Raw genomic sequence first — 25241 nt, forward strand, 5'->3', positions numbered from 1 at the left:
TCTGGGTGAGGTAAAATACAAAATTTCGGTTTTTGACCTTGAGGTCAAAATGAAACTTTTTATTGATCTTTGTGAGATTCCTGCCTTCGCAGGAATTTAACAACAGCCACCACCATCATAATGAAAGGTGGATTCGCTAATAAAAATATCGTCTCTGTTTAACGAAGCTAAAGCACCTGCTGTTTTATCGCAAATCGCTAAAGGTTGGTTTTTAAGTAAAACGTGCCCTTTTTTGTCATCAAAGTAATCGTGTTCGCCGTAATAAATAGCTGCCTTTCCTGTAAATATACATGGGCCATCACTTGGCATCGGGTCTTTTATTGCTGCTACTTCAATAGATTCAATATATATAAGCTTTTGTGTTGGATAGTTTTTGGGATCAAGAATTCTGTATGGTTTTCTGGCTCTAATTTCAATGGTGCCAAAACCAGCATCGGTGAGTGCTTTTACATAATCGGCTATTGGCAAACTGCCACTTAAACATAAAGCACGCAAACGATCATCGTTTCTAAGGTCATCATTCATTTCTTGTTCGCAGGTTGGGTCGCTCATGACCAATTTGCCATGTGGTTTTAGTACCCGATACATTTCGGCAATGGCTTGTTTTAAATCGTCTGCCTTAAAAATATTGAAAAGGCAATTTTGTGCTGCAACGTCAATACTATTGTCTTCAACGGGCAGATTCATGGCATCGCCTTTTTTTAGGTCTACAAACTCACTTTTAAACCATGGGTTTTGTGTTTCGGCTTCTATAAAGTTTTTACGGGATGCTTCGAGCATTTCATCTACCACATCAATACCAATAACACCGCCTTTTTGACGATTAAAATAAGCAAATTGCAATAGTTCCATACCGCCACCAACACCAACATAAAGCATTTTTGGGTTGTTGGTTAAATCGCGCGCATGTACGGTACTACCACAACCATAATTCATTTCTTGCATGATTTTAGGAATCTTTAAACCAGGTAATTCCCAAATAGGGTTGGTGGTGCAGCATAAACCAACGTCTGGTGTTAAAGCAGCTTCTTTGTATACGTTATGTGTTGTTTCTAAATAGCTCATTTTTTTTGTTTTTTAGACCTCACAGGTTTTTAAAACCTGTGAGGTCTTGTTTTGCGTTAGGGATTGCAGCGTCATCCTTTTTTGCCATTAAAAGCAAAAAAGATATAGTGGAAAGCCCGACCCTTGTGGTAACGCCCAAATACCCTTGTCTTTATCAATTCTTTATAATGTTTTTATCAATTCTTTAAATAATGTAATCATGTTTGGTTCTGCTTTTCCTGCCATGGCGATAATTTCGGCAATATCAACAGGTTTTAAGTTGTTTGGGTCGCATTCATCGGTCAAAACTGACACTGCAGCCACTTTTAATTTTAAATGATTGGCGACAATAATTTCGGGTACGGTACTCATACCCACTGCATCGGCTCCTATAATTTTTAACATGCGGTATTCTGCACGGGTTTCTAATTGCGGACCAACAACGCTGGCGTAAACCCCTTCGTGTAATGTTATGTTGTTGACTTTTGCTATGGATTTGAATTTTGAATTGATTTCCGCATTGTAAGGTGCGCTCATGTCGGTAAAGCGTTCGCCCAATTGTTCTACGCCTTTAAAGGCCAATGGAGAGCTGCCTTGAAGATTAATGTGGTCTTCAATAAGCATGAGTTCGCCTTTTTTGAAATTTAAATTGATGGCTCCTGCAGCATTGGAAATTAATAAGGTTTTGATGCCTAATTTTTCCATAATACGAACTGGATAAGTAACGTCTTGTAGCGAGTAGCCTTCGTAAATGTGAAAACGCCCTTGCATAACCATGACTTTTTTGCCTTCTAAAATACCGTAAATGAGTTTGCCTTTATGGAACTCTACGGTGGCTGTCGGAAAGTTAGGGATGTGGTTGTAACTAACTTCTTTTATGATGTCGATCTCATTTGTAAGGTGTCCTAAGCCAGTGCCTAATATAATACCAATTTCAGGATTTTCGAATCCTTTGTCTTGTAAATATGTAACGGTTTCTTCTATGTACTTAATCATTTTTAATATAATATTTTTCTAGTTCTTGATAGTGTTTCATATCTTCAAAGGTATCAATATCGTTTAATTCTTCTAGTAAATGGTAACTGCTATCTTTTAAGTTTTTCAGGGTTTCTTTTAATACGGAAGGCGTTCCCCAAGCTTTATCTTTAAAAATAGTGTCTTGCATAGCATGCATCCCTAAAAGGTAATAACCGCCATCTTTTGCAGGTCCGATAACGAATTCGTTTTCATTTAAGGCATCAAAAGCTAAATTGATATGTGTAGGTTTTAAATCGAGTAAATCGCTGCCTATTATAATGACTTTTTGGTAACCTAACGAAAAAATGTCTTTAAAAGCGTTTTGCATTTTTGCTCCTAAATCGAATCCTTCTTGTAATTTCTTTCTAAAAATGGTAGCGTCCCAAAAATCATTTTTTTGAATGGTTTCAGAATAGAATACATATTTATCGGCATTCGTGATTTTGACAATATTAGCGGTATGTTTTAAAAGATGTTTGTAAACTTCTAATGCCGATGTGTCTCCAATAGTTTTGGCTAATCTGGTTTTACATTGCCCTAACTCAGGATTTCTTGTAAAAATAATGATGGCTTTTTTAGAAGAAGGAAAATAGAAATTTGTAGACATCTCTTGATTATCATTGTTGTTATTACTTAAAACTCCCATGAATATTCTTTTAAAATCCCATTTAAATCACACTGCCTTGGCAACTACTTCCTGCTCCTGCGGTGCATCCATAACAATGTTGCGACATTACAATGTTTCTGCCTTCTAATAAGTCTTCATTATAATCTGAAATGTGGTTTACTTTACTGCTTACAGGGAGTTGTAGCATTTGGTTGAAATCGCAATCGTATAAATAACCATCCCAACTTACAGATAGGGTATTGGTACACATCACGTTTTTTACAGCGACCGGGTTGTAAGCCTCGACCAAAGCATGCATATAGTCTTCGTAGTTTTCAGAAGCAATTAAATAATCTAAAAACCTGCTAATAGGTAAATTGGTTATAGCAAATAAATTATGAAAATGAATATTGAATTCTTCTAAAAGTGCCTTTTTAAAATCTTTTTCCAATGATTTTTGATTGCTTGGTAAAAAAGCACCTGATGGGTTGTAAACCAAATCTAATCGCAATTTGTTTTCTGGCATGCCGTAACCCACAGCATTAAGCATTTTTAAAGCTTCAATAGAAGCGTTAAAAACACCGTCACCTCTTTGTTTGTCGGTTTTTCCACGAGTCCAGTGGGGCATCGAACTTACGACATGTACGTTGTGTTTTTTGAAAAATTCAGGCAAATCATTGTATTTTTTATTGGCAGTAATAATGGTTAAATTAGAACGAACAATAAAATCTTTTATACCGGCTTTTGAAGCTTCTTCAACAAACCATCGGAAATTTGGATTCATTTCAGGGGCGCCTCCTGTTAAGTCTAAAGTATGTGCACCTGTTTTTTTTATGACGTTTAGACACTGGTTCATGGTTTCTTGCGTCATAATTTCTTTGCGGTCTGGACCTGCATCTACATGGCAATGCGAGCAAACTTGATTACACATGTAGCCCACATTAATTTGTAAAATTTCAAGTTTTTTAGTTTTAAGTGGAAATTCATTTGTTTCAGAAATTTTCTCCTTAAAAGTTGGTAATGCCCCTTTTTGAAAAATACCATTCGATAAAATTTCTAATTGACGTTTGCTATTTGCTAGTGCGCTTTCGCGTTTATGTAGGGATTTGATCATAAAAAGTTTCAGGGTTTTAAAGTATCAAAGTTTCAAAGTTTCAAAGTTTCAAAGCTTCAGAGTATCAAAGTTTCAGAGTCTCAGAGTTTCAAAGTGCCAAAGTTTCAGGGTTTTTTTATCTTCCGTCTTCAGCCTTCCATCCTAATTACGAATTGAAGAATTCAAAAATCGTAATTTTAACATTGTAAACCGTTTTATATATCTAACTTATTCACTTTATTCATCATTTGAACTCCATGGACTAACGAGGCGCCACCACGAATCGCTGCGGCAACATGCAGTGCTTCCATCATTTCTTCTTTGGTAATACCTCGTTGTAAGCTATCACCCGTATAGGCATCAATGCAATAAGGGCATTGGATGGTGTGGGATACAGCCAAGGCTATTAACGATTTTTCTCTTTCGGTTAGTGCGCCTTCTTCAAAAACCTTTCCGTAGTAATCGAAAAATTTTGCACCTAATTCTTCATTCCATTCTGAGATTTTTCCAAACTTTTTTAAATCGGCGGGGTCGTAATATGTTTTTTGCATAAAGTATTTTTTCTAAAGATAAAAATCTATTGGCTTTAAGTCGGAAGGTTTTAATATACTTAACAAAAAAAAGTTCATTATTTATAAAGTTAAATAATGAACTTGAATGTCTTATTAGTTTAAAGGTTTTTATTGCTTTATCAAACTTCTTGAAATAACTATTTTTTGAATTTCGGAAGTGCCTTCGTAAATCTGAGTGATTTTAGCATCACGCATCAATCGTTCCACATGATAATCTTTTACGAAACCATTGCCTCCATGTATTTGAACCGCTTCTACTGTGTGCTCCATGGCTACTTTTGATGCGTATAATTTTGCCATGGCACTCGACACATCGTAGTTGTTGCCTTGGTCTTTATCCCAAGCGGCTTTCATTACTAAATGGCGAGCTGCTTCAATTTCGGTATGCATATCTGCCAGTTTAAAAGCAATCGCTTGATGGTTGCATATTTCGGTGCCAAAAGCTTTGCGTTCTTTTGAGTATTTTAATGCTAATTCGTATGCGCCGGAAGCAATACCTAAAGCCTGTGAAGCAATACCAATACGCCCTCCAGATAGTGTTTTCATGGCAAATCTAAATCCTGAACCATCCTCCCCAATGCGATTTTCTTTGGGTACTTTTACATCGTTAAATTGCAACGTGTGGGTGTCGCTACCGCGAATACCTAATTTATTTTCTTTTGGCCCTACATGAAACCCTTCGGTTCCTTTTTCAACAATAAAAGTATTAATACCATGGGAACCTTTGTCCCTATCGGTTTGTGCAATGACTAAATACACATCGGCGCGTCCACCATTGGTAATCCAGTTTTTAGTACCGTTTAATACATAATGGTCACCTTTGTCTATAGCCGAGGTTTTTTGGGACGTCGCATCACTACCAGCTTCGGGTTCACTTAAACAGAAGGCACCAATAAACTCACCAGTTGCCAATTTTGTTAAATATTTTTGTTTTTGTTCTTCAGTTCCGAAAGTTTCAATGCCGTAGCATACTAAGGAATTGTTAACAGACACTATAACCGAAGCCGAAGCGTCAATTTTTGATAACTCTTCCATGATTAACACATACGATATAGTATCCATGCCACTACCACCATATTTTGGGTCGACCATAATGCCAAGAAATCCTAAATCCCCCATTTTTTTAACTAACTCCTTAGGGAAATGTTGGTTTTCGTCGCGTTCAATAACACCTGGTAATAATTCTGTTTGAGCAAAATCGCGAGCGGCATCGCGTATCATAATGTGTTCTTCGGAAAGATTAAAATTCATAATTCTCAATTAAGGCGGTGATTCATTAAAAAATATTTACAAATATAGCTTTTTAGTGTTAATTATTTAATTTGGATTGTTATTTTTGTTCAATATGATGAAAGACGAGTATAAGGTTATAGGTGTTATGTCAGGAACATCGTTAGATGGGATAGACTTTGTTTACGCAACATTTCAATTTGATGGAACTTGGCATTTTAAAATAATTTATTCTGAAACGATAGCATACAATTCGGAATGGGTGGAAAGCCTAAAAGGTTTGGTTTCTTACAGTTTGGAAGACTTAAAGGAAATGGATAATAATTATACCAATTACTTGTCCATGCAAATTGAAGCTTTTATAAATAAATTCGAAATTAAGGATATTGATGCTATTTGTTCGCATGGACATACCGCATTACATCAACCGGAAAAAGGAATCACCTACCAAATAGGTAACATGCCGCATTTGGCAGTTTTATTAGGAAGGACAGTGGTTTGTGATTTCAGGGTGCAAGATGTCGCATTAGGAGGGCAAGGGGCTCCTTTAGTGCCAATAGGCGATAAATTGTTGTTTTCTGAATATGATTTTTGTTTAAACTTAGGAGGGTTTGCCAATATTTCTACCGATACCGGTGTTGATAGAATTGCTTATGATGTGTGTCCCGTAAACATTGTTTTAAACCGATATGTTGAACAATTAGGGCTCAATTATGATGATGAAGGGAAGATAGCCTCAACAGGAACTATTAATAATGAATTACTTGAAAAACTAAATAGTTTAGAATTTTATAAAGCCAATTTCCCTAAATCTTTAGGACTCGAATGGGTCGATAAAAATATTTTCCCTCTTATAAATTCTTTTCAATTAGAAATAAAGGATGTTTTAAAAACATTTGTAGAACATATTGCTATACAGCTTGCTTCAGAAATAAATAAGAAAAACCATGCTTTGGTTTTGGCGACAGGTGGTGGTGTTTATAATACCTATTTAGTGAACAGGATCGAGGCGTATTCAAAGAACGAAATAATGATCCCGTCAAAAGCTATAGTAGAATTTAAAGAAGCCTTAATTTTTGGTTTCTTAGGTGTTTTAAAGCTGCGTAATGAGGTGAATTGTTTAAAAAGTGTTACGGGTGCAAGCAAAAACCACAGTTCTGGTAAAATATATATTCCTTAAACCTGAATTAGGCATTAGAAAATCTATTTCGGCTCAAAATCGAACGAAGAGAGATTCACGAATTCCAATGAAAATCAATAAACCTATGAGCTAAACTACTGCAAAATCTAACATTTTACTTTGTTTTTTAATTTAACCGTAGCGATGCTATGCTAAAATTAAGAAACCAATATATTTTATTGTATTTTCAACCCTCATTACGAAGTTCTAATACATAATTCGGATTAAAAAATAATGTAAAATTAACCTCTACGGATTTTAGTTTTTTATATTTGTCAAATTAATAATTAAATCACTTTCCTAAAATGACTCAGCTTTAGCTATATACAAATATGTACAGTAAATAAACGAGAAAAATGAAAGCTAAAAATTGAATCCATCTATATAAATGAAAGAATTATTAAAAAAGTACGAAGATAAAGCGCCCGAAATTATTTTTAATTGGAAGGATTCTGAAACCGAAGCCGAAGGTTGGGTGGTGATAAATTCGTTACGAGGTGGAGCTGCTGGAGGAGGAACACGCATGCGTAAAGGTCTTGATATGAACGAAGTGTTGTCGTTAGCAAAAACCATGGAAATTAAGTTTACCGTATCTGGTCCTGCTATTGGAGGTGCTAAGTCTGGAATTAACTTCGACCCTAAAGATCCTCGAAAAAAAGGCGTATTAGAGCGTTGGTATAAAGTCGTTTCACCATTGTTAAAAAGTTATTACGGTACTGGAGGCGATTTAAATGTTGATGAAATACACGAAGTTATCCCAATAACTGAAGAGAGCGGTGTTTGGCACCCGCAGGAAGGAGTTTTTAATGGCCATTTTAAACCAACGGAAGCCGATAAAATAAACCGCATTGGGCAGTTAAGACAAGGGGTTATTAAAGTTATTGAAAACCCAGTCTATTCTCCTAATGTTTCAAGAAAATATACCGTTGCCGATATGATAACTGGTTTTGGCGTAGCCGAAGCCGTTAAACACTATTATAACATTTATGGAGGTTCTGTAAAAGGAAAACGTGCTGTAATTCAGGGATTTGGAAATGTGGGTGCCGCCGCCGCATTTTATTTGTCTCAAATGGGTGCAAAAGTGGTTGGAATTATCGATATTGCAGGTGGTTTAATTAATGAAAAAGGTTTTACTTTTGAAGAGATTACAAACCTGTTTTTAGCTAAAACTGGAAACACTTTGGTAAGTGATAATTTGATTCCTTTTGAAGAAATTAATCAAAAAATCTGGTCAATTAAAACAGAGATATTTGCGCCTTGTGCAGCATCACGTTTAATTACCATTCATCAAATAGACGAAATGATTGATAGTGGGCTAGAGGTCATTTCTTGTGGGGCCAATGTGCCGTTTGCCGACAAGGAAATTTTCTTTGGAAACATTATGGAACATACCGATTACAGGGTGAGCTTAATACCGGATTTTATTTCAAACTGTGGAATGGCCCGGGTGTTTGCCTATTTTATGGAACGCCGTGTTCAAATGACGGATGAAGCCATATTTAATGATACATCAAACAAAATTAAGGAGGCAATAGAAAACGTATATAATAAAAACCAATCTAAAACCGGTATTAGTGCAACTGCTTTTGAAATTGCATTAAGTCAACTTATATAATTTTTTAAATTTTTTATGGAAGCAGCAATTATTTTAGTATTTGTAATAGGTTATTTAGCAATTACTCTCGAGCATAACCTAAAAGTAGATAAACTTATCCCCGCTTTGGTTATGATGGCCATTTGTTGGGCGTTAATATCATTAGGCTTAGAGAGTTTTCCTAACTGGTTTGATTCGGCCAAGCATAGTTTGGTAGAAGGATTTGCAGGATTTGCGCCAGAAGAAAAAATGCATTTGATGGAAGAAACTTTATTGCATCACCTTGGAAAAACAGCTGAAATATTAGTATTCCTTTTAGGTGCAATGACCATTGTTGAGATTATTGATTACTTCGATGGATTTTCTACTATAAAAGACTTCGTGAAAACTAAAAAGAAAACAAAAATATTATGGCTTTTTGGCTTTTTAGCGTTCATTTTATCTGCAATTATTGATAACCTTACCGCAACTATTGTGCTTATTTCAATTCTTCAAAAAATCGTAAAAGACAGAGATGTACGTATCTGGTATGCAGGTCTAATAATCATTGCGGCCAATGCTGGAGGTGCTTGGTCACCGATAGGCGACGTTACAACCACCATGCTTTGGATTGGTAAAAAAGTATCAACAGGACATTTAGTTGGTTATTTATTTGTGCCATCGTTTTTATGTATGGCAGTTCCAACGTTTATAGCGTCCTTTTTGCCAGTTTTTAAAGGTAATTTAGAAATTGAGGAAGTAGAAGAAGAAACAACTAAATCAAAATTTAGTAGCATCATGTTATATTTAGGACTTGGAGCCATTGTATTTGTGCCCATATTTAAAATGGTAACCCATTTGCCTCCCTATGTGGGCATGATGTTATCCTTGGGTGTTGTGGCAGTTTTTGCAGAAATGTATAGCTCTTCAAAATTCAGCATAAGCGATTTTAACAGAGCAGAAGAAAGTGAAGCACATGCGCACCATAGTCCGGTACACCATTCATTATCTAAAATAGAATTACCAAGTATTTTATTCTTTTTAGGTATTTTAATGGCAGTTGCAGCTTTAGAGTCTTTGGGCATTTTATTTGAGTTTGCCGCTTCGTTAAAAGAAGGGATGCCAATGCTTGGTACCGAGTTGCACCATACAGGAGTATCAGACCTAGTGATGCTATTGTTGGGAGTTGGTTCAGCAGTTATAGACAATGTGCCTTTGGTGGCAGCTAGCTTAGGTATGTTCTCAGAACCTATTGATAATGAGCTTTGGCATTTCGTGGCATTTTCTGCAGGAACCGGAGGTAGTATGTTAATTATAGGTTCTGCGGCAGGTGTTGTTGCTATGGGAATGGAAAAAATTGATTTTTTCTGGTATCTAAAAAAGATTTCATGGCTTGCAGCAATTGGTTTCCTTGTAGGGTCGGCAGCATTTATGGTAACTAGAACCTTATTTTAGTTCAGTTTTATTATTTTCGTGCAGTTTTCATTCTTACAATAAGAAAGAATTAAAGAATAAGTGTTTTGAAATACTTAAACACAAAAAGAATCGTTATACAGTTCAAGAAATATATTTTTTATGTTGAATACATTATTACAAAATACCCAAGAAGGCACCGAGTTACTTACTGATGCTGAGCCTGTAGAAAAAACGCTTTCCATTATAGAATTAATTAGTAGTGGAGGGCTTGCTGGACAACTTATAATTGCCGTATTATTTTTAATGCTTGTTTTGGCAATCTATATTTATTTTGAACGCTTGTTCGCTATAAAAGCAGCGTCAAAAATAGATGCGAATTTTATGAATCAAATTAAAGACCATGTAACGCACGGTAAAGTCGATTCTGCCCAAATACTATGTGCACAGGTTAATTCGCCAGTATCTAGATTAATTGGTAAAGGTATTTCTAGAATAGGAAAACCTCTTGCAGATATTAATACAGCTTTAGAAAATGCTGGAAGATTAGAGATTTATGGATTGGAGAAGAATGTAAGTATCTTAGCTACTATTTCTGGTGCAGGGCCTATGATAGGATTTCTTGGTACTGTCATAGGAATGATATTAGCCATATTTGAACTTGCAAATGCAGGAGGCACTATTCAAATGGATGTGTTGGCTAGTGGGCTTTATACAGCGATGACAACTACGGTTGCTGGTTTAATTGTTGGGATTGTTGCCTTTATGGCATATAATCATTTGGTAGTAAAAACCGATAAAGTAGTATATCAAATGGAAGCCAATTCATTGGAGTTTCTAGATCATTTAAACGAACCATCATAGTATGAAATCGCCATTTTGGAAACATAAACACCAATGAAAATAGAGCGATTGCTTCGCCAGTTCGCTATCGCTCGTGTCCATATGACCATTAAAAAATAATAGATATTTATATATGAATATTAGAGGAAGAAATAAAGTATCACCAGAATTCAATATGTCATCCATGACAGACATTGTTTTTCTGTTACTAATATTTTTTATGATAGCTTCTACATTGGTTTCTACAAGTGCTATTGATATTTTGTTGCCTAAGGCTAGCGGAAAAACCGAGAACAAAAAGTCTATAGCTGTTAGTATAAAAGCAGACTTAACTTATTATATAGACCAAAGACGTATAGGCGAAAGTGTTTTAGAAACCGAATTATTAGCAGCATTGGCTTCAGAAGAAAAGCCAACCATTGTTTTGAGAGCCGAAAAATCGGTACCTGTTGAAAATGTAGTAAAGGTTATGGATATCGCAAATAGAAACAAGTTTAAAGTTATATTAGCCGTAAAGCCCAATTAATTTACTTTCGTAGTGGGAAGTGGCACGATTTTAGTTCGTTTCAACCAAAGAAATCATTAATCTAAATGAAGTATTTCGAAACCAAACATGAAAGAGATTCGGCAAAATTAACAGCACTAATTTCTGTTATTATTTTACTGTTATTGTTTGTGGTGGGAGCGCCTTATATGGATCCACCGGAAGAATACGGCATTTCAGTAAATTTTGGCACTACCGATTTTGGTTCAGGTACAGTCCAGCCCCTAAAACCTATAAAATCTGAACCTTTAGATATCAATCGCCCCACGGAACCCGAAGTTTCCAAAGTAGAACCAACAAAAGCTGCTGAAGCGAAAGAAGAAGTTTTAACTGCCGATAATTCGGAAGAAATCGCTATAAAAAAACAAAAGGAAGCTGAAGCCAAGGCGAAAGCAATTGCTGATGCCAAAGCTAAGGCAGAAGCAGAAAGAATCGCTAAAGAGAAGCGTGAGTTAGAAGAGAAAAAGAAAAAATTAGACGCTTTAATTGGTGGCGTTAGTAAATCGGAAGGCACGGCAACAGGTGGTGAAGGCGACGATACTAAAGCAGGCGATAAAGGACAATTAGATGGCGATCCATATGCACCAAGTTATTTTGGTTCAGGAGGCTCTGGAAGTGGTGGTGTAGGTTACGGACTAAATGGTAGAGGAAGCGCATCATATCAAACACTTAAACAAGATTGTAACGAGTCTGGAATGGTGATTGTTAGAATAGTGGTGAATAGAAATGGTAATGTTATTGAAGCAGAACCAGGCGTGAGAGGAACTACTAATACAGCGGCTTGTTTGTTAGAACCCGCTAAAAAAATAGCCTTGTCACATAAATGGCGTCCAGACCCTAATGCACCTACAAAACAAATAGGTTTTGTAAAAGTAAACTTCAAATTAGGGCAATAAGAATGGCGTACCAAGATACACTCAATTGGATGTTTTCTCAACTGCCAATGTATCAACGACAGGGTCAATCGGCATTCAGAAAAGATTTATCAAATACCTTCAAACTAGCCGAACGTTTAAATCACCCAGAAAGGTTTTTTAAAACCATTCATGTGGCAGGCACTAACGGAAAGGGGTCAGTAAGCCACATGCTAGCTTCCATTTTACAAGAAGCAGGTTATAAAGTTGGTTTGTACACATCCCCACACTTAAAAGATTTTAGAGAGCGTATTAAGATTAACGGCCACGTTGTTAGTAAGCAATATGTTACCAGTTTTATAAACAAAAACAAGTCTTTTTTTCAAGAAAACTCACTGTCTTTTTTTGAAATGACCGTAGGCATGGCATTCGAATATTTTTCGAAACAAAAGGTCGACATTGCTGTTGTTGAAGTTGGTCTTGGTGGCCGGTTGGACTCTACAAATATTGTAACACCAGAAGTGTCTGTAATTACAAATATAGGCTTAGATCATACCCAGTTTCTAGGAACCACATTAGAAGCTATTGCCTATGAAAAGGGAGGTATTATAAAACCGAATGTTCCGGTAGTTATAGGAGAAACCCAAATAGAGACAGCGCCTGTTTTTATAGAGTTGGCAAATAAAAATAACGCAAAAATTCTGTTTGCCGATGCTGAGGTTATTGAAACATTTACGTCAGATTTAACAGGTATTTACCAATCAAAAAACATCATTACCGTTATACAGGCCATAAAAGAACTTCAACATAAAGGTTACAATATATCATATCAGAATATAAAGGAAGGCTTGTTGCATGTTGTTAAAAATACGGGCTTCATGGGGCGCTGGCAAATCTTAAGAACCAATCCTAAAGTAGTTTGCGATACCGGACATAATAGAGACGGTTTAAATTACGTGATGAAACAGTTGTCAAACGAAGTGTTTGATGCCTTGCATATTGTTTTTGGGGTTGTAAATGATAAAGATTTAACGTCTATTATAGACATATTACCAAAAAAAGCGACTTATTATTTCTGTAAACCAGATATTCCTCGTGGGTTGGACGCCAAAGAACTTAAAGAGGTTTTAAATGGTTATGGACTAAAGGGTGAGGCTTATGATTCTGTTAATGAAGCATATAATAATGCTTTAAAAAAGGCATCTTTAAACGATTTTATTTTTATTGGTGGCAGTACATTTGTGGTGGCAGAAATAATTTAAATTTTTATTAAAAAAGTTTTTGCAGATTAAAAATCTAGCTTATATTTGCACACCGATTACAGGGGCAATTAGCTCAGTTGGTTCAGAGCATCTCGTTTACACCGAGAGGGTCGGGGGTTCGAATCCCTCATTGCCCACAAAAAAAATCCTAAAGTGTTCACTTTAGGATTTTTTGTTTCTACAATAATGATATATTATAAAAATTAATATATTTATAAATAAAATGGGTCATTAACTCAGTTGGTTCAGAGTGTTACCTTGACAGGGTAGAAGTCACTGGTTCGAATCCAGTATGACCCACATCAAGCACAATCCCAATGTCAAGCATTGGGAATTTTTGTTTCCGGAAAGCCCAAGTCGGAGACTTGCTGGCTTGTAGGAAACAAAAATTCCTAATACGCTGTAGGCGTATGGGATTGTATTTGCAGGAGTGGTTTTTATCTGGATCATTTTAAATAATCTAGTATGACCCACATTTTTAATTCACAACAAAAGGGAGTTTTTATTAGTAGTTTTGTTGAAAATATTAATCTTGTTCTTTGCTGTTTTTAGTGTAAGCTAATCTTCGTGAAGCTTTTCTCATTAAAACATTAATTAAGTCTTCAGTATTACTGCCAATACTTCCGCTAACTTTTTTATTGTAATTCCAGAGTAAAACGCCATCAGCAGCATTATGAACACTCATGTTTATTGTAGCACTATTTGTACTGCCAAAAAAGCCAAATAAAACGCCTAATGCAACCGAAGCACCTTCAGACATTGGTTTATTAGTTTCAAAATCACCAGAAATAACAGCGTCAACTCCTAGTATTTTTGCTAAGTCTTGTGGAGTGAAATCCATAATGTTATTATAATCAATGTTTTGCTTTTTTAACATAGCCGTGGTTGTTCTAGGGTCTTGAACTTCTAAAGACTGAAGATCACCTCTTTTTTTACGTTTCAAAAACCAAGAATACATAGCACTTTGTATGCTTTCGCCTTCAGATTTTTCAACACGATTAAGTTGTTCCGCACTCATGTCTTTCATTTGTTTAGGTCTTAATTTAACCTGAGTTTTAAAAGGAACAATTGCTATGATCTTGTGTGTGCTCGCAATAGCATCAAAGTTTGGGTTTTCATATAAATTAGTTTGTGCCAAAACATTTTGAATGAATGCAAAAAGTAAAAAGGATACTAAAATTTTTTTCATGATGTTGGTGAGTTTTTAATTAGGATGCTAATATATGTTAATTATTCTTACGTAAAAAATAATTATTTTAAACTACTTTTGAAAAAATTATGACAGGACTCGTTTATAAATCTACAGGAAGTTGGTATACGGTAAAAACCCCTTTGGGCGATACCTACGAATGCCGTATAAAAGGTAAATTCCGAATAAAAGGCATTAAAAGTACGAACCCCATTGCGGTAGGCGATTTTGTGGATTTTGAATTGGAAACTGATAACAACCAAGTGTCGGGTGTCATTCATAATATACACGATAGAACTAATTATATTGTTCGGAAATCGGTTAATCTTTCCAAGCAAACGCATATCATAGCATCCAATATCGATCAGGTATTTTTAATGATTACCATTAACAATCCACCAACCTTAACCAGTTTTATCGATCGGTTTTTAGTAACTGCCAATGCTTATTCCATAAAAACCGTATTGCTGTTTAATAAGATAGATACTTATGACGAAGAAACCTTAGATGAAGTTAGATACTTAGCACATATTTACCGAAAAATAGGCTATGAATGCCTTGGTGTTTCAGCCGTAACAGGTAAAAACGTAGATAAGGTAAAAGCTTTAATGCTTAATAAAGTAAGTATGTTTTCGGGACATTCGGGCGTTGGTAAATCGACACTTGTAAATGCTATTGAACCAACGTTGGATATAAAAACCAAAGAAATTTCCACACTTCACATGCAAGGGCAACATACTACAACTTTTGCTGAGATGTTTGACTTAGCTTTTGGAGGGAAAATTATCGATACACCTGGAATAAAAGGTTTTGGAGTGGTGGATATGGATAAAGAAGAAATAGGTGATTATTTTCCTGAAATATTTAAACTAAAACAAGACTGTAAGTTTAATAATTGCTTGCATATTAAAGAACCAAATTGTGCGGTAAAAAAAGCGTTAGATAACGACGAGATTGCCTTTTCGCGCTACCGCAGCTATTTGCAAATTGTAGAAGGGGAAGATGAGCATTATAGAACGGATACTTGGGAAAACCAGTAAACAGTGTTCAGTGAGCAGTGTTCAGTAAACAGTGAGCAGTGTTCAGTAGTAGTTTGCAGTAAAGTTTAATTTCAACATAACAGTTCCCTTTCTTTTGGAAGGATTAGAGATAAGAGATAATGAAAGTAGTCATTCAAAGAGTTTCAAAAGCGAGCGTAACTATTGAGAATGTAAAAGTGGCCGATATTTCAAACGGGCTTTTGGTGTTTTTAGGTATAGTAACTGATGATACGAAAGAAGATATTAAATGGCTATCTAGCAAAACAGTAAACCTTCGTGTTTTTAATGATGAAAATGGGATTATGAATAAATCGCTTTTAGAAGTAGATGGCGATGTTATTGTTGTAAGCCAATTTACGTTACACGCTGCAACCAAAAAAGGCAACCGCCCCAGTTATATTAAAGCTGCAAAACCAGATGTTGCTATTCCGCTTTATGAAGCATTTGTAAAACAAGTAGAAACAGATTTGGGCAAGTCTATACAAACGGGACAATTTGGTGCAGACATGAAAGTGGAATTGATTAACGATGGCCCTGTAACCATCATAATAGATTCAAAAAATAAAGAATAGTGGCCTCCATTTTTGGACATAGCGTTGTTGGTTACACCTTAACAAAAGTTATAGATGCAAACAATACCAAATGGCTGCTCCTTGCTGCTGTTTTTTCTACCATTTTACCCGATTTTGACGTTATAAGTTTCCGTTTAGGAATTCCGTATCAGCACCCTTTAGGGCATCGTGGGTTTACGCATTCTATACTATTTGCTTTTGTATGGGCATTTGTTTTAACGTTCACTTTAGGAAGACATCGTAAACTTATTTGGTTTTTTGTTATTTTTTTAACGACGCTATCGCATGGTATTTTAGATGCGATGACTTCTGGAGGCAAAGGTGTTGGTTTTTTTATTCCTTTTGATAACGAACGGTTCTTTTTTCCTTTTAGAGGAATAAAAGTGTCCCCAATTGGTATAGATAAGTTTTTTTCAGAATGGGGAGCAAAAGTGATTTTTAGTGAAATAAAGTACGTAGTTCTGCCTTGTTTTATTATCTTGTGTGTAAGATTTTTAGTTTTTAAACTAAAAGACTGGTATTATAACGAAATATGATTTTTCTCATCTGATTAATTCTCGTAATATTTTATATTTAAAGTTTTAACTAGAACTCATCTTGACTTTTTTGATTGAAGCGAAAAATAGAGATTTTAGTTCCAGATTTTAGCTTTTTAGCACTTCATAGCAGCGCTACGGAGTAAAAAAAAGGTAAAATATGGGGCAAAAAGATTATTTTGCAGCCAATTGAAAAAGCCAAGATGAGTTCTAAACTTAAAGCACAATTTATGAAGGTAAAGTATATTATTTTATATTTTGTTTTGTTCACAACACTACAAATTTCTTCCCAGGAAAACTTACATGCCAGTTTTTCAATTCCAGCCAATTTAAAGGAAAATGCGAATGCCGTTGTACGCTCTAGCCAATTGGATATCACAATAAATTCTGTTGATGACATGGCCGTTTATGAAAAGCGTATTATAACTATATTAAATAAAGAAGGGAATAGTAATATAGATGCCTTTGTGCATTATGATAATAATGTAAAAATAAAAACATTAGAAGCTTTAGTGTTTAACCAATCTGGGGCACTTATTAAAAAAGTTAAAAAGAACGATTTTAAAGATGTGAGTGCTGTAGATGGAGGTACTTTATATTCAGATTCTAGGGTTAAGTATTTAGAATATACACCTATTTCATATCCATATACCGTAGAGTTTGTTTGTGAAATCAACACCAAAAATACGGCATTTATTGAGTCGTTTACGCCGGTTAACGACCATTTTTTAAGTGTTGAAAACAGTTCATATACTATAAATTTTCCAAGCGATATAACGATTAGAACCAAGGAAAAGAATTTAGAAGGACTTGATGTATCTAAGGAGTCACTTCAAAATAAAATAAGTTATACAGTAAAAAATATAGAAGCTATAAAACCGGAAGCTTATAGTCCTGCTTTTAGAAATATAGTTCCTGTAGTATTACTAGCTACTAATAAGTTTAGTTATGAAGGAGTTTATGCTGAAGTTGAAGATTGGGAAAGTATGGGTAAATGGTTTTATAATAATTTGCTTAGTGGAAGATCAGAGTTAAATGATGAAACTAAAAAGCAAATTTTGTATTTGGTTGAAGGTGTTAGCGATCCAATAGAAAAAGCTAAAATAGTTTATCAATATGTGCAGGAAAATACCCGCTACATAAGTGTTCAGGTTGGTATAGGAGGTATGCAGCCAATTTCAGCAAAGCAAGTTGATTTGGTTAAATATGGAGATTGTAAAGGATTATCAAATTATACCAAGGCACTTTTAGATATAGTAGGCGTGAAGTCTAACTATACAAGGCTCTATGCATCTCCTACAAATCAAATTAGTGTAGAAAAAGACTTTGTTTCATTTGGTGGACAAACTAACCACGTTATTCTAAACATCCCAGTAGAAAACCAAGACGATATTTGGTTGGAATGTACCAGCCAAAAACTTCCATTTGGTTTTATAGGCGATTTTACCGACGACAGAGATGTGTTAGTAATAACCCCCGAAGGCGGGAAAATAAAGCACACAAAAAAATACCATACCAACGAGAATTTACAAGTAATAAAAGGAGGTTACAAGGTATCCGCCAACGGTGATATTGATGTAAGCATACATGTTAATTCTAAAGGAATTCAATATGATGATAAATATTGGTTAGAAACCGAAACAGAGCGGGATTTAGATACCCATTACAAAAAACGTTGGAGATATGTTAATGGTATGAGCATAAATAACATGCAGATTAATAACGATAAAATAAATAATGAGTTTATTGAAGCCATTAGTTTCGTTGCGCCCAATTATTCTAAACTTGTAGGCGATAGAATGTTGCTTCCAGTAAATGCGTTAAATAGAAATACCGATATCCCAGACCGATATAGGGATAGAAAATTGCCGCTTAAAATTAAAAGAGGTTTTAAAGATGTCGATGAAATTGAAATTAAGTTACCAACAGATTTTACTATAGAATCATCTCCTAATAATATGGTTATAGAAAATAAATTCGGCAGCTATAAAGCCGAAATTATAGTTAAAGACACCTCTACCATACTTTATAAACGCGAGTTGTTAATTAACGATGGCGAATACCCAAAAGAAGATTACGAGGCTTATAGAGAGTTCTATAAAGAAATAAATAAACTAGACAATTCAAAAATAGCATTAATTAAAAACCAATAATAAATGAGAATTACAACACTATTATTAGGCCTTTGCTTTTGTTTTAACACATTTGCTCAAAATTTTAGTTTTGGCAAAGTTTCAAAAGAGGAATTAGAGGAAAAATTTAATCCATTGGATTCTTCGGCAAACGCAACCTATTTGTATAAATATAGAAGAACATATATGCAATATAGACAAGAAGAAGGATTTTCGTTGGTTACTGATATACAAGAACGAATTAAGATATATAACCAAGAAGGATTTGATTATGCGACCAAAGAAGTGAATCTTTATAAAAGAGGAAATGACGACGAACAAATTTCAAGTTTAAAGGGATATACACATAACTTAGTAGAAGGTAAGTTAGTCGAAACAAAGCTTGAAAAAGACGGTATCTTTAAAACAGAAGAATCTAAGTATCGTAATCAAACAAAATTTACAATGCCAAATATAAAGGAAGGTTCTGTTATAGAATACAAATATACAATTACGTCCCCTTTTTATTGGAATATTGATGATTTTGAATTTCAGAATGACATTCCCATAAAACTTGTAGAAGCTGTATTTGAAGCTCCAGAGTATTTCAATTTTAAGCCAATTCCCAAAGGATATTTTGGTTTTAAACCAACAACCGAAGCTAAAAGGGATGTGATAAGATTTTCAAGTACGAATAGAGGAGCCGGTGGTTTTAATGGTTCGAACGGAACAACATTTAGTTCTTCGGAATTAGAATTTATAAAAAACACATCAACATATAAACTTTCTAATGTCCCAGCTTTAAAAGATGAGCCTTTTGTAAATAATATTAATAATTACCGTTCGGCAGTTAAATATGAATTGTCTTATACAAAGTTTCCAAACTCACCATTAAAATATTTTTCTACAACTTGGGAAGATGTTGTTAAAACTATTTATGAAAGTCCAAGTTTTGATATTGAATTAGATAAAACAGGTTATTTTGAAGAAGATATTGATGCTTTGATAAATAGCATTTCAGATCCACTAGCAAGGGCATCATTAATTTATAATCATGTAAAGAGCAGGGTCAAATGGAATGGCTATTACGGAAAATATACCGATGGTGGTGTGCGTAAGGCATATAAAGACCAAGTAGGCAATGATGCCGAAATAAATTTAATGTTAACAGCTATGTTAAGATATGCTGGGTTAAACGCAAATCCTGTTTTGGTGAGTTCAAGGAACAATGGCATTCCCTTGTTTCCAACATTAGACGGTTATAACTATGTTGTTTCAGCCATAGAAACATTAGATGGTGTTATATTGTTAGACGCTACGAGTAAATACAGTACACCAAATATTTTGCCTTTTAGAACATTAAATTGGGAAGGTAGAATTGTTCGAAAAGATAAAAGTTCTTCTACAATAAGTTTGTATCCAAAAGAGAAGTCTAAAAAAACGGTATCAATAATTGCAAGTTTAAAAGATACTGGTAGTTTAGAAGGGGGAATTAGAACTGTGAAAACCAATCATGATGCCATGATTTATAGAGAGCAATATTTAGAAGCCGATAAAAACCAATATTTGGAAAAACTTGAAAGCAAGTACAATAATATGGAGATAGATGGGTTTGAGGTTAAAAACGAAATGGATTTATCTAAGCCTGTTATGGAATCATTTAAATTCACTTTAGAAAACCAAGCAGATATTATAGCAGATAAGTTATATTTTTCTCCTCTATTCTTTTTAAGAACAAAAGAAAGTCCATTTAAACTAGAAAAAAGAGAGTTCCCTGTAGATTTTGGTTACCCTTCAAGTAACAAATACATGGTAAATATTGACCTTCCAGAGGGTTATAAAGTTGAAGTTATTCCAGAGCCATTGGTTATAACTATGCCAGATAACTTGGGAACATTTAAATACAATATATCTGCAAGCGATAAAAAAATTCAGTTGGTTATAGATACAGAAATAAACGAATCGATTATATCTCCTATATATTATGAAGCTTTAAAAGAGTATTTTAGAAAAATGGTAGAAAAAGAAGCAGAACAAATAGTATTAACTAAAGTATAGATCCTAATTAGGGTTTTAAACCTTGATTGGGTTAAAAAACTAAAAACATGAACATAAAAAACGCGCAACAAGTAGTAGATAACTGGATAAAAGACCACGGAGTTCGTTATTTCAACGAACTCACCAATATGGCACAACTTACGGAAGAAGTAGGTGAGGTAGCCCGTATTATTGCCCGTCGATATGGAGAGCAAAGCGAAAAAGAAAGCGATAAAGATAAAGATCTTGGCGAAGAACTTGCCGATGTGTTGTTTGTAGTGTTATGCTTAGCAAACCAAACGGGAGTCGATTTGCAGCAAGCTTTCGACAAACGAATGGATAAGAAAGCAAAACGAGATCATGATAGGCACCATAATAATGAAAAATTAAAATAAATTATAAGTATATTTGAGCGCTTCTTTTAAGAAGCGTTTTTTATGGTCAGTTCTAGCGTGTCACACTGAGCTTGTCGAAGTACAATCGAGAACTATATTAGCTTTTAACTTATAAAATGAATATTACACTTCAAAAATCGCAAATTGCAAATCGTCAATCTAAAGTTACCATTACAGGTTCTAAAAGCGAATCGAACAGATTGTTACTTTTAAAAGCTCTGTACCCAACCATTAATCTAGAAAATGTTTCAAATTCAGATGATAGTTGTTTAATGACCGAGGCTTTAAAATCAGTTTCCGAAGTTGTCGATATTCATCATGCAGGTACCGCCATGCGATTTTTAACAGCCTATTTTTCTATTCAAGAAGGCCATGAAGTAACGCTTACAGGTTCTAAACGAATGAAAGAGCGTCCCATTCAAATTTTGGTAGAGGCACTTCAAGAACTTGGTGCTGACATTGAATATGTTGAAAATGCAGGTTATCCACCTATAAAAATCAAAGGAAAAAAACTACTTAAAAATAAAGTATCATTACAAGCCAATGTTAGTAGTCAATATATTTCAGCTTTATTATTGATAGCTTCAAGGCTTGAAAACGGATTGGAGTTAACCCTTAAGGGTGAAATAACCTCAGTACCTTATATAAAAATGACGCTTAGTTTATTGGACGAAATTGGTGTTGAATCTTCATTTGTTGGCAATACAATTACCATAAAACCTAACACCCAACACCTAGCACCTACAACTTTAACAGTAGAGTCGGATTGGTCTTCAGCATCTTATTATTTTAGTATTGTGGCACTTTGTGACGTTGGAACAGAGATTACACTATCATCATACAAAGAAAACTCCCTGCAAGGTGATTCTGTTTTGGTAGAAATCTATAAACATTTTGGGGTGACATCAACTTTTAATGGTAATAGTGTCACGCTTAAAAAAGAAACTTTCAACTTTGAACCTTTAACTTTAAACTTGCAGAATGCGCCCGATATTGCCCAAACCATAGCCGTAACTTGTTTTGCTTTGGGAATGCCTTGTGATTTAACGGGACTTCACACCTTAAAAATTAAAGAAACCGATAGGTTAGTGGCTTTAAAAACCGAAATAGAAAAATTAGGAGGAAACGTTGATATAACAGATAAATCTTTACATCTGTCAGCTTCAAACGCCATAAAAGAATACGTGCCTATTGCGACTTATAACGATCATAGAATGGCTATGGCATTTGCACCATTAGCACTCAAAACACCAATAGTTATTGAAGATGCTGAGGTGGTTTCAAAATCGTATCCAACCTTCTGGGATGATCTTGAATCTATAGGTTTTAAAATAACTAAATAATAATCACGTATTTACTTGACAAGGCCTATCTCACAATCGTATATTTGCAGCCTGATTTTTAAAAGCTAAAGCAAAAACTTTAAACTTTTAAACTTTTAAACTTTTAAACTTTATTTTAAATGAAATTATCACACTTTGGTTTTAATTTACCAGAAGAATTATTAGCAGAATACCCTGCGGAAAATAGAGATGAATCTCGTTTAATGGTTTTGGATAGAAAAAAGCAAACCATCGAACACAAAATGTTTAAAGATATTATCAACTATTTTGATGAAGATGATGTTTTAATTCTAAATAACACTAAAGTATTTCCTGCTAGATTATATGGTAATAAAGAAAAAACAGGGGCAAGAATTGAGGTGTTTTTATTAAGAGAGTTAAACGAGGAGCAACGCCTTTGGGATGTGCTGGTAGATCCTGCGCGTAAAATAAGAATTGGTAATAAACTATACTTTGGTGACGACGATACATTAGTAGCAGAGGTTATTGATAACACGACATCTCGTGGCCGTACATTGCGTTTTTTGTATGATGGATCTTATAAAGAATTCCGTAGAAAATTAAACGAATTAGGTGAAACGCCACTTCCAAAATACATAAAAAGAGAAGTACAGCCCGAAGATGAAGAACGTTACCAAACCATTTACGCTAAAAATGAAGGTGCTGTAGCGGCTCCAACTGCTGGACTTCATTTTTCAAAACATCTATTAAAGCGTTTAGAAATTAAGGGTGTTAAATTTGCCGAGGTTACGTTGCATGTTGGTTTAGGAACTTTTAATCCAGTTGAAGTTGAAGATCTTTCTAAACACAAAATGGATAGTGAAGAGCTTAAAATAGATGAAAAAGCAGTAGAAATAGTAAATAAAGGCATTCAAAATAAAAAACGTGTTTGTGCGGTAGGTACTACGGCAATGCGTGCTATAGAAAGTTCGGTCTCATCAGGTGGGCGATTAAATGAAGTTGATGGATGGACAAACAAATTCATTTTTCCTCCTTACGATTTTAGTATCGCTAACTGCATGATTACTAACTTTCATACACCAAAATCAACCTTGTTAATGATGGTTTCGGCATTTGCAGGTCACGATTTTATTAAAAAAGCTTACGAAGAAGCCGTAAAAGAAAAGTATAAATTCTACAGTTATGGCGATGCCATGCTAATCATATAAATTCTAAAGAGCCTTGTTAATTCAAGGCTTTTTTATTCCTGTGAAAGCAAAGCATTCTAAGTAATTTTTACGTATTACCACACCCTTTGTCTGCGCTCAAGATAAGCAGTTGCATTATCGGCAGTCACTTCCCTATGGAAAAAACAAAAGAGCTTCGACAAAATCTCAATCGTTAATGCAAATCACAACTCCAACTCATAAATCGTCAATCGTTACTCGTCAATCGTTAATTGAACAAATCGTGATACATGAATCGTGAAACGTGTAAATAAAAAATCTTAAATCGTTAAACAAACAGTTTCCCTCCATTGGAGGGATTAAGGGAGGATATTTTCCCTATTTTTGCATCACTTATGGCAACAACAAAAAAAGATATTCGTGCATTGAGCAAAGAACAACTTCGTGAGTTCTTCGAAAAACAAGGTGATAAAGCCTTTCGTGGCAATCAGGTTTATGAATGGTTGTGGCAAAAAGGAGCGCATACATTTGATGATATGACGAATGTTTCCAAAGAAACCCGTCAAATGCTGGAAGATAATTTTGTCATCAACCATATAAAAGTCGATACTATGCAGCGTAGTAGCGATGGCACGGTTAAAAATGCAGTGCGTTTGCACGATGGCTTAATTGTAGAGTCTGTCTTAATTCCAACAGCAACTAGAACAACGGCATGTGTGTCAAGTCAAGTAGGTTGTAGTTTAGATTGTAGATTTTGTGCCACAGCGCGTTTAAAACGTATGCGTAATTTAAACCCCGATGAAATTTACGATCAAGTAGTTGCCATCGATAACGAAAGCAAATTGTATTTCAATCGACCATTAAGTAATATCGTATTTATGGGTATGGGTGAACCACTTATGAATTATAATAACGTTATTAAAGCCATCGATAAGATTACATCTCCCGAAGGTTTGGGAATGTCGCCAAAACGTATAACCGTTTCAACATCGGGCGTGCCTAAAATGATAAAAAAGATGGCAGATGATGCCGTGAAATTTAATTTAGCGGTCTCGTTGCATTCAGCTATCGATGCGGTTAGAACTACCATTATGCCTTTTAATGAAAATTTTCCGTTAGACGATTTACGAGAAGCTTTAGAATATTGGTATGCTAAAACCAAGCGCAAAATAAGCTATGAATACGTGGTTTGGAAAGGCATTAACGATACACAAAAAGATATTGATGCTTTTGTGAAATTCTGTAAATATGTGCCCTGTAAAGTCAATATTATTGAATACAACCCTATTGATGATGGTGAGTTCCAACAAGCATCAAACGAAGCACTGGAAAATTATATCGCTACCTTAGAAAAAAACAGAATTGTAGTGAATGTACGCCGAAGTAGAGGTAAAGACATTGATGCGGCATGCGGACAATTAGCAAATAAAAGTTAAAAGGTATTTTTGTTATATGTGTTATGGCTAGAACCTGCTTGCTAAATAATGAATTCAATAACAAACTTTTTAATTTAATTCATTTGAAATCGCCATGATTTGGAAACGCAATTGATAATCATCGAACACCAATGAAAATAACATTTGTGAGATAAACACCAATAAAAATAAAGCGATACCATATGACTTATAAAAAAAATAGATATTTACATATGAAATAGTA

The 25241-nt window shown here is 34.7% G+C and carries 23 protein-coding genes and 2 tRNA genes; 18 read left to right on the forward strand and 7 right to left on the reverse strand.

Annotated elements, in window-relative coordinates; all coding sequences use genetic code 11:
- Positions 1 to 96: 96 nt before the first annotated feature.
- From arsM to ACGLWY_RS13015, 6 genes are all read right to left on the reverse strand, one after another.
- Positions 97 to 1065, reverse strand: a complete 969-nt coding sequence (gene arsM / locus ACGLWY_RS12990; RefSeq protein WP_396620096.1) for an arsenosugar biosynthesis arsenite methyltransferase ArsM — start codon at positions 1063 to 1065, stop codon at positions 97 to 99.
- A 162-nt stretch (positions 1066 to 1227) separates the two neighbouring features.
- On the reverse strand, positions 1228 to 2040 hold the full coding sequence (locus tag ACGLWY_RS12995; protein WP_396620097.1) for a purine-nucleoside phosphorylase: 813 nt from the start codon (positions 2038 to 2040) through the stop codon (positions 1228 to 1230).
- Complete coding sequence (locus ACGLWY_RS13000; RefSeq protein ID WP_396620098.1) at positions 2033 to 2707, reverse strand: TIGR04282 family arsenosugar biosynthesis glycosyltransferase; 675 nt, start codon at positions 2705 to 2707, stop codon at positions 2033 to 2035. Before ACGLWY_RS13000 ends, ACGLWY_RS12995 begins: the two co-directional genes overlap by 8 nt.
- Positions 2708 to 2729: 22 nt before the next feature.
- Positions 2730 to 3782 (reverse strand): arsenosugar biosynthesis radical SAM (seleno)protein ArsS, encoded by a 1053-nt coding sequence (gene arsS, locus ACGLWY_RS13005; protein ID WP_396620099.1) that lies wholly within the window; start codon positions 3780 to 3782, stop codon positions 2730 to 2732.
- A gap of 194 nt (positions 3783 to 3976) precedes the next feature.
- Complete coding sequence (locus tag ACGLWY_RS13010; protein WP_396620100.1) at positions 3977 to 4312, reverse strand: arsenosugar biosynthesis-associated peroxidase-like protein; 336 nt, start codon at positions 4310 to 4312, stop codon at positions 3977 to 3979.
- Between the two features lie 129 nt (positions 4313 to 4441).
- Positions 4442 to 5584: an acyl-CoA dehydrogenase gene (locus ACGLWY_RS13015; RefSeq protein WP_396620101.1), complete on the reverse strand. Its 1143-nt coding sequence runs from the start codon at positions 5582 to 5584 to the stop codon at positions 4442 to 4444.
- A 94-nt stretch (positions 5585 to 5678) separates the two neighbouring features.
- Between ACGLWY_RS13015 and ACGLWY_RS13020 the strand changes: the two genes are divergently transcribed.
- The 9 genes from ACGLWY_RS13020 to ACGLWY_RS13060 all read left to right on the forward strand — a co-directional run bounded on the left by ACGLWY_RS13020 (position 5679) and on the right by ACGLWY_RS13060 (position 13532).
- Positions 5679 to 6743 carry an anhydro-N-acetylmuramic acid kinase gene (locus tag ACGLWY_RS13020; RefSeq protein ID WP_396620102.1) on the forward strand — a complete coding sequence of 355 codons (1065 nt, stop codon included), beginning with the start codon at positions 5679 to 5681 and terminating at the stop codon, positions 6741 to 6743.
- Between the two features lie 388 nt (positions 6744 to 7131).
- On the forward strand, positions 7132 to 8358 hold the full coding sequence (locus ACGLWY_RS13025; RefSeq protein ID WP_396620103.1) for a Glu/Leu/Phe/Val dehydrogenase dimerization domain-containing protein: 1227 nt from the start codon (positions 7132 to 7134) through the stop codon (positions 8356 to 8358).
- Between the two features lie 15 nt (positions 8359 to 8373).
- Complete coding sequence (gene nhaD / locus ACGLWY_RS13030; protein ID WP_396620104.1) at positions 8374 to 9771, forward strand: sodium:proton antiporter NhaD; 1398 nt, start codon at positions 8374 to 8376, stop codon at positions 9769 to 9771.
- Between the two features lie 120 nt (positions 9772 to 9891).
- Positions 9892 to 10593: a MotA/TolQ/ExbB proton channel family protein gene (locus tag ACGLWY_RS13035; protein WP_396620105.1), complete on the forward strand. Its 702-nt coding sequence runs from the start codon at positions 9892 to 9894 to the stop codon at positions 10591 to 10593.
- A gap of 112 nt (positions 10594 to 10705) precedes the next feature.
- On the forward strand, positions 10706 to 11098 hold the full coding sequence (locus tag ACGLWY_RS13040) for an ExbD/TolR family protein (protein ID WP_396620106.1): 393 nt from the start codon (positions 10706 to 10708) through the stop codon (positions 11096 to 11098).
- Between the two features lie 65 nt (positions 11099 to 11163).
- Positions 11164 to 12012: an energy transducer TonB gene (locus tag ACGLWY_RS13045; RefSeq protein WP_396620107.1), complete on the forward strand. Its 849-nt coding sequence runs from the start codon at positions 11164 to 11166 to the stop codon at positions 12010 to 12012.
- 2 nt (positions 12013 to 12014) lie between these two features.
- Positions 12015 to 13232: a bifunctional folylpolyglutamate synthase/dihydrofolate synthase gene (locus tag ACGLWY_RS13050; RefSeq protein WP_396620108.1), complete on the forward strand. Its 1218-nt coding sequence runs from the start codon at positions 12015 to 12017 to the stop codon at positions 13230 to 13232.
- Positions 13233 to 13294: 62 nt separating this feature from the next.
- Positions 13295 to 13369, forward strand: a tRNA-Val gene (locus ACGLWY_RS13055).
- 88 nt (positions 13370 to 13457) lie between these two features.
- A tRNA-Val gene (locus ACGLWY_RS13060) sits at positions 13458 to 13532 on the forward strand.
- Positions 13533 to 13758: 226 nt separating this feature from the next.
- Here the strand turns inward: ACGLWY_RS13060 and ACGLWY_RS13065 are convergent.
- Complete coding sequence (locus tag ACGLWY_RS13065; RefSeq protein WP_396620109.1) at positions 13759 to 14421, reverse strand: hypothetical protein; 663 nt, start codon at positions 14419 to 14421, stop codon at positions 13759 to 13761.
- A gap of 89 nt (positions 14422 to 14510) precedes the next feature.
- Between ACGLWY_RS13065 and rsgA the strand changes: the two genes are divergently transcribed.
- The 9 genes from rsgA (at position 14511) to rlmN (ending at position 25018) form a co-directional block, all read left to right on the forward strand.
- On the forward strand, positions 14511 to 15461 hold the full coding sequence (rsgA, locus tag ACGLWY_RS13070; RefSeq protein ID WP_396620110.1) for a ribosome small subunit-dependent GTPase A: 951 nt from the start codon (positions 14511 to 14513) through the stop codon (positions 15459 to 15461).
- Between the two features lie 119 nt (positions 15462 to 15580).
- Positions 15581 to 16033, forward strand: a complete 453-nt coding sequence (gene dtd, locus ACGLWY_RS13075) for a D-aminoacyl-tRNA deacylase (protein ID WP_396620111.1) — start codon at positions 15581 to 15583, stop codon at positions 16031 to 16033.
- Positions 16033 to 16569, forward strand: coding sequence for a metal-dependent hydrolase (locus ACGLWY_RS13080; protein WP_396620112.1), 537 nt, complete (start codon positions 16033 to 16035; stop codon positions 16567 to 16569). The genes dtd and ACGLWY_RS13080 overlap by 1 nt, the downstream gene beginning before the upstream one ends.
- Positions 16570 to 16772: 203 nt before the next feature.
- Positions 16773 to 18722 (forward strand): DUF3857 domain-containing protein, encoded by a 1950-nt coding sequence (locus ACGLWY_RS13085; protein ID WP_396620113.1) that lies wholly within the window; start codon positions 16773 to 16775, stop codon positions 18720 to 18722.
- 3 nt (positions 18723 to 18725) lie between these two features.
- Positions 18726 to 20738, forward strand: a complete 2013-nt coding sequence (locus ACGLWY_RS13090; protein WP_396620114.1) for a DUF3857 domain-containing protein — start codon at positions 18726 to 18728, stop codon at positions 20736 to 20738.
- A 47-nt stretch (positions 20739 to 20785) separates the two neighbouring features.
- Positions 20786 to 21112 (forward strand): nucleotide pyrophosphohydrolase, encoded by a 327-nt coding sequence (locus ACGLWY_RS13095; RefSeq protein ID WP_396620115.1) that lies wholly within the window; start codon positions 20786 to 20788, stop codon positions 21110 to 21112.
- A 116-nt stretch (positions 21113 to 21228) separates the two neighbouring features.
- Positions 21229 to 22455 carry a 3-phosphoshikimate 1-carboxyvinyltransferase gene (locus ACGLWY_RS13100; protein WP_396620116.1) on the forward strand — a complete coding sequence of 409 codons (1227 nt, stop codon included), beginning with the start codon at positions 21229 to 21231 and terminating at the stop codon, positions 22453 to 22455.
- Positions 22456 to 22574: 119 nt separating this feature from the next.
- Positions 22575 to 23624, forward strand: a complete 1050-nt coding sequence (gene queA, locus ACGLWY_RS13105) for a tRNA preQ1(34) S-adenosylmethionine ribosyltransferase-isomerase QueA (protein ID WP_117175104.1) — start codon at positions 22575 to 22577, stop codon at positions 23622 to 23624.
- Positions 23625 to 23977: 353 nt separating this feature from the next.
- Positions 23978 to 25018 (forward strand): 23S rRNA (adenine(2503)-C(2))-methyltransferase RlmN, encoded by a 1041-nt coding sequence (rlmN, locus tag ACGLWY_RS13110; RefSeq protein ID WP_396620117.1) that lies wholly within the window; start codon positions 23978 to 23980, stop codon positions 25016 to 25018.
- The last annotated feature ends 223 nt before the right edge of the window (positions 25019 to 25241 follow it).

Source organism: Mariniflexile sp. HMF6888 (assembly GCF_044335535.1).
Taxonomy (GTDB): domain Bacteria; phylum Bacteroidota; class Bacteroidia; order Flavobacteriales; family Flavobacteriaceae; genus Mariniflexile.

Coding starts and splice junctions, on each gene's coding strand:
- arsM (WP_396620096.1), bottom strand. CDS start 1,065: ATGAGCTATTTAGAAACAACACATAACGTATACAAAGAAGCTGCTTTA.
- ACGLWY_RS12995 (WP_396620097.1), bottom strand. CDS start 2,040: ATGATTAAGTACATAGAAGAAACCGTTACATATTTACAAGACAAAGGA.
- ACGLWY_RS13000 (WP_396620098.1), bottom strand. CDS start 2,707: ATGGGAGTTTTAAGTAATAACAACAATGATAATCAAGAGATGTCTACA.
- arsS (WP_396620099.1), bottom strand. CDS start 3,782: ATGATCAAATCCCTACATAAACGCGAAAGCGCACTAGCAAATAGCAAA.
- ACGLWY_RS13010 (WP_396620100.1), bottom strand. CDS start 4,312: ATGCAAAAAACATATTACGACCCCGCCGATTTAAAAAAGTTTGGAAAA.
- ACGLWY_RS13015 (WP_396620101.1), bottom strand. CDS start 5,584: ATGAATTTTAATCTTTCCGAAGAACACATTATGATACGCGATGCCGCT.
- ACGLWY_RS13020 (WP_396620102.1), top strand. CDS start 5,679: ATGATGAAAGACGAGTATAAGGTTATAGGTGTTATGTCAGGAACATCG.
- ACGLWY_RS13025 (WP_396620103.1), top strand. CDS start 7,132: ATGAAAGAATTATTAAAAAAGTACGAAGATAAAGCGCCCGAAATTATT.
- nhaD (WP_396620104.1), top strand. CDS start 8,374: ATGGAAGCAGCAATTATTTTAGTATTTGTAATAGGTTATTTAGCAATT.
- ACGLWY_RS13035 (WP_396620105.1), top strand. CDS start 9,892: ATGTTGAATACATTATTACAAAATACCCAAGAAGGCACCGAGTTACTT.
- ACGLWY_RS13040 (WP_396620106.1), top strand. CDS start 10,706: ATGAATATTAGAGGAAGAAATAAAGTATCACCAGAATTCAATATGTCA.
- ACGLWY_RS13045 (WP_396620107.1), top strand. CDS start 11,164: ATGAAGTATTTCGAAACCAAACATGAAAGAGATTCGGCAAAATTAACA.
- ACGLWY_RS13050 (WP_396620108.1), top strand. CDS start 12,015: ATGGCGTACCAAGATACACTCAATTGGATGTTTTCTCAACTGCCAATG.
- ACGLWY_RS13065 (WP_396620109.1), bottom strand. CDS start 14,421: ATGAAAAAAATTTTAGTATCCTTTTTACTTTTTGCATTCATTCAAAAT.
- rsgA (WP_396620110.1), top strand. CDS start 14,511: ATGACAGGACTCGTTTATAAATCTACAGGAAGTTGGTATACGGTAAAA.
- dtd (WP_396620111.1), top strand. CDS start 15,581: ATGAAAGTAGTCATTCAAAGAGTTTCAAAAGCGAGCGTAACTATTGAG.
- ACGLWY_RS13085 (WP_396620113.1), top strand. CDS start 16,773: ATGAGTTCTAAACTTAAAGCACAATTTATGAAGGTAAAGTATATTATT.
- ACGLWY_RS13090 (WP_396620114.1), top strand. CDS start 18,726: ATGAGAATTACAACACTATTATTAGGCCTTTGCTTTTGTTTTAACACA.
- ACGLWY_RS13095 (WP_396620115.1), top strand. CDS start 20,786: ATGAACATAAAAAACGCGCAACAAGTAGTAGATAACTGGATAAAAGAC.
- ACGLWY_RS13100 (WP_396620116.1), top strand. CDS start 21,229: ATGAATATTACACTTCAAAAATCGCAAATTGCAAATCGTCAATCTAAA.
- queA (WP_117175104.1), top strand. CDS start 22,575: ATGAAATTATCACACTTTGGTTTTAATTTACCAGAAGAATTATTAGCA.
- rlmN (WP_396620117.1), top strand. CDS start 23,978: ATGGCAACAACAAAAAAAGATATTCGTGCATTGAGCAAAGAACAACTT.